11 protein-coding genes are annotated in these 12,930 nt (G+C 71.2%); 8 read left to right on the forward strand and 3 right to left on the reverse strand.

All coding sequences use genetic code 11. The features are described from left to right. Positions 1 to 110: 110 nt before the first annotated feature. Positions 111 to 401, reverse strand: a complete 291-nt coding sequence (locus tag O2L52_RS00115; protein ID WP_270113245.1) for an antibiotic biosynthesis monooxygenase family protein — start codon at positions 399 to 401, stop codon at positions 111 to 113. 268 nt (positions 402 to 669) lie between these two features. Here O2L52_RS00115 and O2L52_RS00120 point away from each other — a divergent pair, with 268 nt between their 5' ends. Further along, on the forward strand, positions 670 to 1,731 hold the full coding sequence (locus tag O2L52_RS00120; RefSeq protein ID WP_270113246.1) for a TerC/Alx family metal homeostasis membrane protein: 1,062 nt from the start codon (positions 670 to 672) through the stop codon (positions 1,729 to 1,731). A gap of 78 nt (positions 1,732 to 1,809) precedes the next feature. Here O2L52_RS00120 and O2L52_RS00125 read toward each other — a convergent pair whose 3' ends face one another. Beyond that, positions 1,810 to 2,739 (reverse strand): C40 family peptidase, encoded by a 930-nt coding sequence (locus tag O2L52_RS00125; RefSeq protein ID WP_270113247.1) that lies wholly within the window; start codon positions 2,737 to 2,739, stop codon positions 1,810 to 1,812. Between the two features lie 224 nt (positions 2,740 to 2,963). On the opposite strand from O2L52_RS00125, the gene bioB reads away from it, so the two are divergent. Both bioB and O2L52_RS00135 read left to right on the forward strand, forming a co-directional pair. Beyond that, on the forward strand, positions 2,964 to 4,031 hold the full coding sequence (gene bioB, locus O2L52_RS00130) for a biotin synthase BioB (RefSeq protein ID WP_270113248.1): 1,068 nt from the start codon (positions 2,964 to 2,966) through the stop codon (positions 4,029 to 4,031). An 83-nt stretch (positions 4,032 to 4,114) separates the two neighbouring features. Next, a complete protein-coding gene (locus O2L52_RS00135; RefSeq protein WP_270113249.1) occupies positions 4,115 to 4,453 on the forward strand; it encodes a YciI family protein in 339 nt (112 codons plus the stop codon). Positions 4,454 to 4,460: 7 nt separating this feature from the next. Here the strand turns inward: O2L52_RS00135 and O2L52_RS00140 are convergent, their stop codons facing one another. Next, a complete protein-coding gene (locus O2L52_RS00140) occupies positions 4,461 to 5,480 on the reverse strand; it encodes a LacI family DNA-binding transcriptional regulator (protein WP_270113250.1) in 1,020 nt (339 codons plus the stop codon). 267 nt (positions 5,481 to 5,747) lie between these two features. Here O2L52_RS00140 and O2L52_RS00145 point away from each other — a divergent pair, with 267 nt between their 5' ends. From O2L52_RS00145 to O2L52_RS00165, 5 genes are all read left to right on the forward strand, one after another. Continuing rightward, positions 5,748 to 8,072 (forward strand): beta-glucosidase, encoded by a 2,325-nt coding sequence (locus O2L52_RS00145; protein WP_270113251.1) that lies wholly within the window; start codon positions 5,748 to 5,750, stop codon positions 8,070 to 8,072. Between the two features lie 55 nt (positions 8,073 to 8,127). Then, a complete protein-coding gene (locus O2L52_RS00150) occupies positions 8,128 to 9,225 on the forward strand; it encodes a Gfo/Idh/MocA family protein (protein ID WP_270113252.1) in 1,098 nt (365 codons plus the stop codon). A gap of 47 nt (positions 9,226 to 9,272) precedes the next feature. Further along, the gene (locus O2L52_RS00155; RefSeq protein WP_270113253.1) at positions 9,273 to 10,184 is read left to right on the forward strand and encodes a DUF6807 domain-containing protein; all 912 of its coding nucleotides are present in this window, start codon (positions 9,273 to 9,275) and stop codon (positions 10,182 to 10,184) included. Between the two features lie 2 nt (positions 10,185 to 10,186). Further along, the gene (locus O2L52_RS00160; RefSeq protein WP_270113254.1) at positions 10,187 to 10,906 is read left to right on the forward strand and encodes a cupin domain-containing protein; all 720 of its coding nucleotides are present in this window, start codon (positions 10,187 to 10,189) and stop codon (positions 10,904 to 10,906) included. 158 nt (positions 10,907 to 11,064) lie between these two features. Then, the gene (locus O2L52_RS00165; RefSeq protein WP_270113255.1) at positions 11,065 to 12,912 is read left to right on the forward strand and encodes an RNB domain-containing ribonuclease; all 1,848 of its coding nucleotides are present in this window, start codon (positions 11,065 to 11,067) and stop codon (positions 12,910 to 12,912) included. Positions 12,913 to 12,930 lie beyond the last annotated feature (18 nt).

Raw genomic sequence — 12,930 nt, forward strand, 5'->3', positions numbered from 1 at the left:
ATCACACCCGCAACCCCCCCCAAACCGACCCCCCCGTCGCTCACCCCCACCCCCGCGCCCCGCGCCTTCAGGCGCGGGCCGCTCGCTGCAATGCCGTCTAGCCGGTGTGCCTAGTCGATGTCGTTGAAGTGTTCGACAAGCGGGGGCTGGGCGAAGAACGGGCCGATGGCCTCGCGCCATTTCACGTACCGGTCGGTCTCGCGGAAGCCCTGCTCATGGGCCTCGACCGAGTCCCACTCGATGAGGAGCACGAAGCGGCCCGGCGATTCGACGCCCTGCGTCATGCGCATGGTGCGCAGGCCGGGGGAGGCCTTCACGAGCTCGCGGGCGGAGCGGTACGCCTCCTTGAAAGCGTCTTCCTGCCCGGGGGTGACCTTGATTTCAGCGACTTCGAGAACCATGAGCGGAGCCTTCCACAGCTGCCGCCGAAGCGGCACCACCTGGCGTACTGTCGAGAGTGAAGTCACATATCCGACTGATGACAAGTCGGCTTCCGGCAGGCAGAATAGTCCCGTCTGTTCAGAATCAGGTATGTGGGGAGTATCCCGCAGCGCTCGCCGCTGTTAGCGTCGTCGTCAATGCACGGGACCGCGATCGGTCCCCGGTGGCGCTGGTCCGCAAGGACCGGGAGAGACCATGTGACCCTCCAAAGGCAAGGAAGGCAACACATTGGACCTCCCCCCGTGGGCCTGGGCTCTCACGATGGTGGTGCTGGCCTCCGTGGTCGTACTCGACCTCGCGATGGCCATCCGCAACCCCCACAAGCTCTCGACGAAGGAAGCGGCCTCCTGGGCCGGCGTCTACATCGGCGCGGCGCTGGTCTTCGGCGTCATCATGTTCGTCACCCAAGGCGCGACTTACGGCGGGCAGTTCTACGCCGGCTACCTGACCGAGCTGGCGCTCTCGGTCGACAACCTCTTCGTCTTCCTGCTCATCATCCAGGGCTTCCGCGTCCCCGCGGTCCTCCAGTCGCGCGTGCTGCTCGTCGGCATCGTCCTCTCGATCATCCTCCGCGGCGGGTTCATCGCGGTGGGCTCCGTGCTCATCGCTAAGTTCAGCTGGGTCTTCCTCATCTTCGGCGCGATCCTCATCTGGACCGCGATCGGGCAGCTCCGCGAGAACGCCCACGAAGGCGAGGAGGGCGAGGAGCACTACGAGAAGTCGCGCTTCATGAAGTTCGCCGAGTCGAAGATGCGCGTCAGCGCCGACTACCACGGCAGCAAGCTCTTCACCCGCATCGACGGCGTCAAGTTCGTGACGCCGCTGCTGCTGGCGATGATCGCGATCGGCTCGACGGACATCCTGTTCGCGCTCGACTCGATCCCGGCCATCTTCGGCCTCACCCAGGAGCCGTACCTGGTCTTCACCGCCACGATCTTCGCGCTCATGGGCCTGCGCCAGCTGTACTTCCTGCTGGCCGCGATGCTCAAGTCGCTGAAGTACCTGCACCTGGGCCTGGCCGCGATCCTCGGCTGGATCGGCGTCAAGCTCGTCATGAACGGCCTGGCCGAGAACCAGCTGCCGTTCATCAACGGCGGCCACCACATCGAGTGGATGCCGCACATCCCGACCACGATCTCGCTCGGCATCATCGCCGGCGTGCTGGCCGCGGTCGTGCTGGCGAACTGGATCCTGCTGCGCCGCCAGGGCAAGTCCTTCAATGAGCTCTTCGCGGAGTCCGAGGCCGAGATGGCGGCGACCTCCCCCGCGGTCGCAGGCGTCGAGAAGTAAGCACAGCGAGCGAACGGCCCGCCTCCCCGAAAAAGGGAAGGCGGGCCGTTTCGTCGCTGCCGTCTCGTTTCCGGCGTCTCAGGCCTGCACGGGCAGGCGGCGGCAGGCGGTGATGCCGGCCAGTTCGGAGTCTTTGAGGGATTCGACGACGACCTTGCCGTAGACCGAGGACGAGAAGATGACCTCGGGCAGGTCGGTCTGGCTGCGCTCGGCCATGATGGCCGGGGTCCGGGGGTCGCCGCCGTGCTCGATGAACACCAGGTCGCCGGGGTGGAGGTCCTCGAACTGGACCGCTTCGCCGGACTCGATGAGCGCGTCGTTGAAGCGCGGCACGTCGATGCCGAGCTGGCGGTAGACGATCCAGACCAGGCCGGGGGCGTCGATGCCGTAGGCGCTGACGCCGCCGTGGAGGTACGGGATCTCCAGGAGCTGCTGGGCGAGTTTCACCGCGTCGAGCCCGGCCGCGATTAGCGCGGTCGAGGGCGCTGCGGTGACGGGCTCGTTGGCGAGGTCGCGCTGGGGCACCCAGCCGGGCTGCCGCGGCCCGGGCAGGCCCACGGGGACCCAGCCGCGGTAGGCGGCGCCGACGACCCGCAGGCGGGTGCCGAGGGTGACGCCCGGGATGGCCACGTCGCCGCCGGGCTCGTCCCGCACGGCGGTCGCAGTGGCGCTCACGAAGTGCTCGACGCCCTCGGTGTCGCCCTCTGCGGGGTACACGAGCTGGTCGAGCGGGACCCAGCCTGAGGTGTCCTGCTGCGGGCAGGCGACCTCGGCCCAGCCGTCGGCCACTTGGCGGACGTCGACGCGGGTGCCGAGGAGGCACTGGGTGCGCACGCGTCCCTTGAGGCCGTTGGCGCGGATGTCGTTGGTGAGCCGGGCGACCCATTCGCGGATGGCGGACGGCACGCCGAGCGCGAGGCGGTCCTCCGGTCCTGGGGCCGAGGGCTGGGCCCAGAGGGTCGCGACTGCGACGGCGATCAACGCCGGTTGTCCAGGTGCGATCGGCACGGTTGGTTCTCTCCGGATGGCTCGAGCGGTTCGTCGTGTGAAACGCGAGCAGGGGGGACCTCCACCAGCCCGCCGCGTTCTTCGCAGCACCGACCACCCACTGTAGCAAGTGTATCCGGATCGCGACGCTGCGGTCTGAGGGTGATGCGGGAGGCGTATTGCACGCAATGGCCGTGAACCATGCGAAAGGTCCCGCGCCTCCGCGCTGTGGCAAGATTTTTGCCATGACCGCAGTGCACGAAGCCCTCAGCCGCCTGTCCGCCGCCGCAGACGCGGGGGAGGCCCCGGCCGCCGCCGACCTCGAAGCGGTGCTGGCGAGCGCGGACGCCGAGCTCATGGACGTGGTGGCCGCGGCGGCGCGGCTCCGATTCCGCCACTTCGGGAACACGGTCAAGCTCAACTACCTGGTGAACCTGAAGAGCGGGCTGTGCCCGGAGGACTGCAACTACTGCTCGCAGCGGCTCGGCTCGAAGGCCGACGTCCTCAAGTACACGTGGCTGAGCCCGGAGCAGGCCGCCGAGCAGGCCGCGGCCGGCGTCTCGGGCGGCGCCTCGCGGGTGTGCCTGGTCGCGAGCGGGCGCGGTCCGACCGATATGGACGTCGAGCGCGTGGGCAAGACCATCGCCGCGGTGAAGAACGCCGCCCCCGGCGTCGAGGTGTGCGCCTGCCTGGGCCTGCTCAAGGACGGCCAGGCCGAGCGCCTCGCCGACCTCGGCGCGGACGCCTACAACCACAACCTCAACACGTCGGAGGACACGTACGCCGAGATCTGCTCGACCCACACCTTCAGCGACCGCGTGGACACCGTCAACGCGGCGCACGGCGCGGGCCTGTCCCCGTGCTCGGGCCTGATCGCGGGCATGGGGGAGTCGGACGCCGACCTCGTCTCGGTCGCCCTGGGGCTCAGGGGGCTCGACGTGGACTCGATCCCGGTGAACTTCCTGCTGCCCTTCGACGGCACGCCCCTCGAGGCCACGTGGGAGCTCGACCCGCGCCGGTGCCTGCGCATCCTCGCGATGGTGCGCTTGGCGAACCCGGCCGCGGAGGTGCGCCTCGCGGCGGGCCGCGAGGTCCACTTGCGGCACATGCAGGGCGTGGCGCTCCAGATCGTCAACTCGATCTTCCTGGGGGACTACCTCACCAGCGAAGGCCAGGCGGCGAAGGACGACCTCGCCCTCATCGCCGACGCCGGGCTGGTGCCCCTCGGCCTGGAGACCGCCCCGGAGGCGGTTCGCGAAGCGGTGAAGCCCCGCAAGCGCGGCGCGGGCACCGACGTGGCCCCCAACGCCTGAACCGGGGACGGTGTCGGACCCCGTCCGTACGATCGGGACGGGGCGCCGCGCACCGTGGCCGGCGCCGGACAGGAGGCACCGACATGGCCCGATACCTGATCTCGTTCGACGACGGCGCGATGACCTTCCCCGAGGAGGACCTCGCCGAGGTCGGCCGGGAGACCCGCGCGGTGGTCGAGGCGGCGAAGGCCGCCGGCGTCTGGATCTTCGGCGCGGGGATGGAACGCCAGCGCGCCCAGATCGTGGGCACCGACGGCACGGTCACCGATGGACCGTTCCCCGAGACCAAAGCGGTCCTCGGCGGGTTCTCGATCCTCGAAGTGGACTCGCACGAGGAGGCCCTGGCATGGGCCGCGAAGCTCGCCGCGTCCTGCCGGTGCGCGCAGGAGGTCCGGGTCCTGCTGTACGACCCGGACTCCTGAACCGCCCTCAGACGAGCGGCGCGGTGGACTCGCGGACGACGAGCTCGGTGGCGAGCTCGAGGCGGGGCGAGTCGATGTCGTTGCCGGCGGCCATCTCCAGGACCGTGCGGGCGGCGAGGGCGCCCATCTCGGCGAGGGGTTGGCGGACGGTGGTCAGCGGCGGGCTGGTCCAGCGCGACTCGGGCAGGTCGTCGAAGCCGATGACGCTCACGTGCTCGGGGATGCGCAGGCCCGCTTGGCGGATGGCCTCGTAGGCGCCGAAGGCCATCTGGTCCGAGGAGGCGAAGATCGCGGTGGGCGGCTCGGGGAGGCGCAGGAGCGAGGAAGCGGCGTCGAAACCGGACTGGTGGTAGAAGTCGCCGTCGTAGATCAGCGTCGGGTCGTAGGTGAGGCCGGCCGCGTCGAGGGCGGCGCGGTAGCCGTCGAAGCGCGCCCGGGAGCAGAGCACCTGCTTCGGGCCATGGATGAAGCCGATACGGGTGTGGCCCAAGGAGATCAGGTGCTCGGTCGCGGCCAGGCCGCCGGCCCAGTTGGTGGCGCCGATCGCCGGCGCGTCCATCGTGGGGCCGCCGGAGGGGTCGAGCACGACCATCGGGACGCCGAGGTGGCGCAGCTGCTCCAGGATCGGGGACGCGAGCTGGGAGACCACCAGGATCACGCCGTCGGAGGCGCGGGTGCGGAGGTTGTCCAGCCACTGTTCGGTCGAGGCGCGGCGGCGGTGGACCGCCGAGACCACGGTGCCGACGCCGGAGGCGTGGGCCGCGTCCTCGACGCCGCGGATGATCTCCACGGCCCAGGGGCTGTCCAGCTCGTTGAAGACGAGGTCGACCAGGCGCGCGCGGCTGGGTGCGCGGGTGGAGCGGCGGCGCTGGTAGCCGCGCTCGTTCAGCAGTTCCTCGACGCGTTTGCGCGTCTCGGGGGCGACGTCCGAGCGGCCGTTGATGACGCGCGAGACCGTCGGCACGCTGACGCCGGCCTCGTCGGCGATGGCGCGGATCGTGATGCGCCCATGTTCGTCTTCGCTCAAGGGTCCTCCTGGTCGTTCCTGCCCAACCGTAGTGCCGACATCTTATAGTGGCGCCTCTGGGCTCCCGGATTCCACCCGAAACTTTCGAGAAGTTTGCTCGATAAATCGTCGTGGGCAAACGCATCCCAAGCTCAGATTGAGCCTAGAAGTACCCCGTCATCAATGTTATGGTGTGCAAACCTGTATCGAAAACGATCAGAAAAGTTTCAGAAACTATCGGCCCGGAACCAGCAGTTCCAATGCTCCGGGCCGCTTGAGTGGAGCAGCATGGACACCGACACCCCCGCGGACGCGGCCGAACGCGCCGCCGGTCTTGTCAAGCGGATGACGCTCGAAGAGAAATGCGCGCAGCTGTACGGCCTGTGGCGCGGCGTCGACGCTGACGCCGGCGACATGGCCCCGCACCAGAGCGAGCAGAACAGCGGGGTCTCCGAGGACGAGGCCATCGCGCACGGGCTGGGCCAGCTGACCCGCCCCTTCGGCTCGGCGCCCGTCCCGGCCGCCGAAGGCGCGGCCAACCTCGCCGCCCTGCAGCAGCGCATCCGGGCCTCCAGCCGCTTCGGCATCGCCGCCCTGGCCCACGAGGAGTGCCTCACCGGCTTCATGGCCCACGGCGCGACCATCTTCCCGACCGCCCTCGCCTGGGGCGCGACCTTCGACCCCGAGCTCGTCGGCGCGATGGCCCAGCAGATCGGCGTCACCATGCGCAGCGTCGGCGTCCACCAGGGCCTCGCCCCCGTCCTGGACGTCGTCGCCGACTCGCGCTGGGGGAGGACCGAGGAGACGATGGGCGAGGACCCGTACCTGACGGGCACACTCGCGACCGCGTACGTCTCGGGCCTGCAGGACTCCGGAATCATCGCCACCCTGAAGCACTTCGCCGGCTACTCCGCCTCGCACGCGGCCCGCAACTTCGGCCCGGTCTACATGGGCCCCCGGCAGTTCGCCGAGACCTACCTGACCCCCTTCGAGATGGCCGTGCGCATCGGCCGCGCCGGCTCCGTGATGCCCTCCTACGCCGCCAACGACGGCGTCGCCTCCCACGCCAACCCCCAACTGCTGCAGACCGTCCTTCGCGACGAATGGGGCTTCGAGGGCACCGTCGTCTCCGACTACTTCGGCGTCAACTTCCTCAACTCCCTCCACGGCGTCGCCGCCGACCGCGCCGAAGCGGCCGTCCTCAGCCTCGCGGGCGGCGTGGACGTCGAGCTCCCCAGCGTCGACTGCTACGGCGAGCCCCTGCAGTCCGCCGTCGCCGCCGGCCGCATCGACGAAGGCGTGATCGACCGCGCCGTCGAGCGCGTGCTCACCCAGAAGATCGAGCTCGGCCTGCTCGACGAGCTCCCCGAGCCCGCCGCGGAGATCGACCTCGACCCGCCCCACGCCCGCGCGCTGGCCGCCGAGGTGGCCCGCAAGTCGATCGTGCTGCTCGCCAACGACGGCACGCTGCCGCTCGCGGCCGAGCCCGGGCGGATCGCCCTCGTCGGCCCCGTCGCGGACGACAAGGCCGTCATGCTCGGCTGCTACGCGTTCCCGAACCACCACGGCCGCAACGACGCCGCGTCCATCGACTCGGACGACCCGTACCCGCACGTGGACATGGGCGTCTCGATCGCGACGCTCGTCGAGCGGCTCACCGCGGACCTCCCGGCCGCGGCGATCGAGCACCTCGCGGCGGGCTCCGTGCTCGACGCCTCCGACGCCGAGATCGCCGCCGCGGCGAACGCGGCCGCCGCCGCCGACCTCGCGATCATCGCCGTCGGCGACCGCTCCGGGCTCTTCGGCCGGGGCACCTCCGGCGAGGGCTGCGACGCTCCGACCCACGCGCTGCCGGGCCGCCAGCCCGAACTGCTCGAAGCGGTGCTCGACTCGGGCACGCCCACGGTGGTCGTCGTGATCTCCGGCCGCCCGTACGCGCTCGGCACGGCCCCCGACCGGGCCGCCGCCATCGTGCAGGCGTTCCTGCCCGGCCAGGAGGGCGCGAGCGCGATCAGCGCGGTGCTCACCGGCGCGGCCGAGCCCGAAGGCCGCCTGCCCGCGGGCGTCCCGGCGCGCCCCGACTCGCCGCCCGCCACCTACCTGGCCCCCGAGCTGGCCCGCCGCTCCTCGGTATCCACAGTGGATCCGACTGCCCGCTACCTCTTCGGCCACGGCCTCTCCTACACCGAGTTCACCTGGGACGAGGCGGCGCTCGTCTCCGGCGCGCAGGTCGAGCCCGACGGGACCGTCGAGCTCGCAGTGCGCGTGCGCAACACCGGCGAGCGCCACGGCACCGAGGTCGTGCAGCTCTACCTCCACGACCCGGTCGCCTCCGCGGTCCGCCCGGTGCAGCGCCTGGTCGGCTTCGCACGGCTCGACCTGGCCCCCGGGGAGGCACGCGAGGCCCGCTTCGCCATGCCCGTCGAACTGGCCGCGTTCGTGGGCGTCGACGGCGAGTGGACCGTCGAGGCCGGGGCGCTCGAACTTCGCCTCGCTCGCTCGGCGGCGGACACCGTGGCCGCGCTGAACGTCGAGGTGACCGGCACCCGCCGCCTGGAACCGGGCACCCGGGCGCTGGCGACCCAAGTCACTGCCGCGACCGTTGTCGGCTAATATCTACCAGAACGCTGGAAAGCGTTTACAGGCCCTCGTGACAAAGGAGTCCACTGTGTCCTCCCCTTACCGCCTCGCCGTAGTCGGCACCGGCGGCATCGCCCACCTGCACGCCGAGCAGCTGCGCGACCACTGTCAAGGCCGGATCGAGCTGGTCGCGGCCGTCGACCCCGACGCCGACCGCCTCAGCGCGTTCAAGGAGAAGTTCGGCGTCGAGCACGGCTACGCCTCCATCGAGGAGCTGCTCGCCGCCGAGACCCTCGACCTGGTCGACCTCTGCACCCCGCCCGTGGCCCACGCGCCCGGCGCCATCGCCGCCCTCGAGGCCGGCGTCGGCGTCATCTGCGAGAAGCCCCCGGCGCTGAGCCTCGCCGAGTTCGACCGGATCGCGGCCGCCGCGTCCGCCTCGAAGGGCGACTTCGCGCTCATCTCCCAGCACCGCTTCGGCTCCGCCGCCGAACGCGTGCGCGACATGACCGCCTCGGGCGTCCTCGGACGCCTCGCCGTCGCCAAGTGCGACACCCTCTGGTACCGCCCCGAGGAGTACTTCGCGGTCGAATGGCGCGGGCGCTGGGAGACCGAGGGCGGCGGCCCCACCATGGGCCACGGCATCCACCAGATCGACACGCTGCTCTCCCTGGTCGGCCCCTGGTCCGAAGTGGTCGCCACCGCGCACCGCCACCGCCGCATCACCAACACCGAGGACGTCTCCCACGCGATCGTCACCCTCGAGTCCGGCGCGTCCGTGGTCATCACGAATTCGCTGCTCAGCCCGCGCGAGGTCTCGCAGATCCGGCTCGACTACGACAACGCCACCGTCGAGCTCGACCACCTCTACGGCTACGGCGACGACAACTGGAGCATCCACCCGGTCGACGCGGCCGCCGAGGAAGTGAACCTCGCCTGGGCGGGCGAGCCCCGCGGCAAGTCCTCGGGCCACTACGCGCAGTTCCTGCGCATCGCCGACGCCCTCGATGGCAAGTCCGCCCCGCCGGTCACCGTCGGCGAGGCACGCCGCACCCTGGAGCTGCTCGCCGCGATCTACGCCTCCGCCTTCACCGGCAAGCGCGTCCGCGCCGGCGAGATCGACCCGACCTCGCCGTTCTACCAGCGCATGGACGGCTCAGGCGCCCCCTGGCCCGACCGCAAGTGACCGCCCGACAGCGCTGCTGAACCGAACCACGACTGGAGAGCACACCGATGACGCTGCAACTCGACGACAACGGCACCGCCGTCACCGTCAACAAGGGCGGCCTGACGATCCTGCGGTACGTCTACCGCCCCGACAACGACCAGTTCGAATCCCCGCGGCCCTACTTCGAGCCGCTCTACGACCTCGCCGGCAACCAGGTGAGCCTCTACCGCCCGCACGACCACGTCTGGCACAAGGGCATCGCGCTCTCCCTGCCGAACGCGGGCCCCGAGAACTTCTGGGGCGGGCGCACCTTCCGCCGCGGCCAGGGCTACGTGGACGAGAAGAACGACGGCTCCATGGTCCACCAGGAGTTCACCGAGCTCACCGCTGACGAGAACGGCGTCAAGGCCGTCGAGCGCCTCGACTGGATCACCGAGGACGGCCGCCACTTCTTCTCCGAGACGCGCACCTTCGCCGTGACCGTCCTCAGCGCGGACACCTGGGTGCTGTCGTTCTCGACCGCGTTCACCAACGACACCGAGAACACGGTCGTCATGGGCAGCCCCACCACCGAGGGCCGCGAGAACGCCGGCTACGGCGGCTTCTTCTGGCGCGGCCCCCGCTCCTTCACCGAAGGCACCGTCTACACCGCCGAAGGCGAAGGCGGCGACGAGAAGATGGGCGAGCGCGGCGACTGGCTCGCCTACCGCGGCAAGCACGACTCCACCGACGCCGTCTCGACGCTGGTCTTCACCGACCACCCCGAGAACCCGACCGCGCCGGTCAAGTGGTTCGTCCGCACGACCCCGTTCGCCGCGGTCTGCCCGGCGCCGTTCTTCGACACCGAGCTGCCGATGGAGCCCGGCGACACCGTGACCCTGCGCCACGCCGTCGCCGTCTGCAACGGCGACACCGGGATCGACGGCGCCGCCAAGACCGCCGCGCTCGCCGCCGCCGAACTGGACCGGCTGGGGTAGCGATGAGCGGCTTCCCGGGCGGCACGGCCGTCTCCCTCGTCTCGGTCTACGACTGGCCGACGGTCGACGGCCAGGCGGGCGGCAGCCCCCACCTGCACACCGCGTCCACCGAGGGCTACGTCGTCGTCGGCGGCACCGGGGCGGTCGAGACCCTCTCGGGGAACGGCTACGAGCGCCACGAGCTCAAGCGCGGGACCGTCCTGTGGTTCACCCCCGGGACGGTCCACCGCGCGGTCAACGGCTCCGGCGACCTCCAGATCGTCGTGGTCATGCAGAACGCCGGCATCCCCGAGGCCGGGGACGCCGTGTTCACCTTTCCCGAAGCGACCCTTGCCGACCCGGAGGCCTACCGGGCCGCCGCGACGGCACCGGCCGCCGAAGGGCTCACCGAGAGCGAGCGCGGCGAGGCCACCCGGGCCCGCCGGGACCTCGCGATCGAGGGCTACCTCGCCCTGCGCGAACGCGTCGGGGCCGAAGGCCCCGCGGCCATGAAGCCCTTGTGGGACAAGGCGGCCCAGCTCGTCTCGTCCCGCGCGGAGACCTGGCGGCGGATCTGGGCCGCCGGGCCCAGGGCCCAGGCCGACGCGACGGGCGCCCACCTGGACGCCCTCGAGCGGGCCGACGCGACCCACCTGTGCGACGCCCACGCCGGCAGTGCCGGTGACGCCGTTGCCAAGTGGGGCATGTGCGGACGCCTGGAGACCTGGGACCTGCGCCCCTGACGCCACTGCGACCAGGGCCGGGCATTCCGACAGGAGCGCCCGGCCCGCTCGCGTCCCAGGTCCGTCGGCGCCGCAGAAGTCCCCGGGCGCCCCGCGCCGACCGATGCCTGAGGGTGTGGCTGCGGTTACCATTGCGGCTGGACTTCGAAGGAGCGCAGTTGGTCGAGCACAACCCAGCCGAGACCGGGATCATGATCGACGCCGCGACCACGGTCGACCGCGACGACGCCATCTGGATCGAGCCCGACGGCGACGGCTTCGACGTCTGGATCCACATCGCCCGGGTCGCCGACCACGTCGCGAACGGCGGCAGCGCCGACACCGAGGCCCACCGCCGCGTCCACACCCGCTACCGCCCCGAGCACACCAGGCACATGCTCCCCGCGCCCGTCGTCGAAGCCGCCTCCCTCGAACCGGGCCGCGAGAACGACACCTTCGCCGTCCACCTCAGACTCGACGCCGCCGGCCACGTGCTCTCCACCGAACTCGGCCCCGGCCGCCTCGTGCAGTCGTGGATCATGACCCACGGCGAGGCCGCGACCGCCGCGAACGACCCCGCCCACCCGCTCCACGCCACGCTCGCGCTCGCCCTGCGCTTCGCCCAGACCATGCTCGCCGCCCGCCGCAACGCCGGCGCCCTCGCGTTCTACGACCTCCTCTCCGGCTTCGCCACCAACGAGGAGGGCCAGCTCGTCCGCCTCGACAGCGCCGAGCGCAACTCCGGCTACATCATCGTGCAGGAGTTCATGATCGCCGCGAACGCGCAGATCGCGGCCTGGGCCGTGCGCGAGGACCTCCCGATCCTCTTCCGCAACCACCGCCTCGCCGCCGTCGCCGGCGACCCCGCCGAACTGCGCGCCGAACTCGACTCCATCGCCGCCAGCGGCGACGGCGCCGCCTTCGAGATGCTCCGCACCCGCATGCGCATGGTCGCCCGCGCCGCCACCTACGGCCCCACCGTGCACGGCCACCACGGCCTCCAACTGCCCGCCTACACGCACGCGACCAGCCCGATCCGCCGCTACCCCGACCTCGTCGTCCAGCGCATCCTGCTCGCCGCCGCCCTCGGCCGCCCGAGCCCCTACCCCCTCGAAGCGCTCAACGACGTCGCCGCGCACGTGAACGAACGCGTCGAGGAGGAGCGCCGCGCCAAGGCCGAGTACTTCAAGCAGAAGGCCCACGCGCAGACCGCGAGGCACGCCGAGGCCGCCGACTTCACCGCCCTGCCCTACAAGCAGTACGCCCGCGTCCTCCAGTTCGCCGTCGAACGCGGCGAGACCCCCGCCGGGCTCGCCGCGGACACCGCCCGCCGCCTCGACGCCCGCGAACTCCAGCTCCGCGAGTTCGCCTCCGTCTACCTGTACGGCCGCGGCGATTTCGAGCCGCTGCGCGAGCGCATGAACCGGATGCTCGCCGACGAGCCCCAGCAGGCCCAGTCGATCGTCAACGTCTACCTCCAGGACCGCCTCGGCGGCCCCGTCAGCAACGAGACGAACGTCCTCTGGACCGTCGAGGACGCCCCCGGCTTCGAAGGCCCGCTGTTCTCCGCGCAGGTCTCCATCCGCTACGGCGACAAGCAGGTCGACTCACCGAAACGCTTGCAGCGCAACAAGAAGGAAGCCCGCAACCAGGCCGCTCTGGCGCTCGTCGCCGCGCTGGCGGGCCTGCCCGACCCGTCCTCGGACGCGGTCGCCAAGCCCCGCATCGAGGGCCCGAAGAAGCTCCTCGTGGACGCCGCGGTCAACCCGGCCGAAGCGGTCCAGATCTACGCCGCGCGCGGCCTCGTCAAGCCGCTCAACTGGGAGTTCTCGGTCGACGGTCCCTCGCACGAGCGGACCTTCACGTGCCGCGCCGAGGGCTGGCTTCCCGCCTCCGGCGAGCGCGTCGCGGCCGAGGGGAAGGGCCCGACCAAGCAGGTCGCGAAGACCAATGCGGCCCTTGAACTGCGCGTCCACATCGAGGTCGCCCTCGCGCTCGGCGTCGCGGGGCGGCGCGCGGAGGCCTGACGGCACGGGTCACCACCG

The organism is Glycomyces algeriensis (assembly GCF_027622855.1).
In the GTDB taxonomy this organism is placed as follows: domain Bacteria; phylum Actinomycetota; class Actinomycetes; order Mycobacteriales; family Micromonosporaceae; genus Glycomyces; species Glycomyces algeriensis.

Bases quoted from the DNA above. Each gene is read 5' to 3' on its own strand.
- O2L52_RS00115 (WP_270113245.1), bottom strand. From the start codon at position 401: ATGGTTCTCGAAGTCGCTGAAATCAAGGTCACCCCCGGGCAGGAAGAC.
- bioB (WP_270113248.1), top strand. From the start codon at position 2,964: ATGACCGCAGTGCACGAAGCCCTCAGCCGCCTGTCCGCCGCCGCAGAC.
- O2L52_RS00135 (WP_270113249.1), top strand. From the start codon at position 4,115: ATGGCCCGATACCTGATCTCGTTCGACGACGGCGCGATGACCTTCCCC.
- O2L52_RS00145 (WP_270113251.1), top strand. From the start codon at position 5,748: ATGGACACCGACACCCCCGCGGACGCGGCCGAACGCGCCGCCGGTCTT.
- O2L52_RS00155 (WP_270113253.1), top strand. From the start codon at position 9,273: ATGACGCTGCAACTCGACGACAACGGCACCGCCGTCACCGTCAACAAG.
- O2L52_RS00160 (WP_270113254.1), top strand. From the start codon at position 10,187: ATGAGCGGCTTCCCGGGCGGCACGGCCGTCTCCCTCGTCTCGGTCTAC.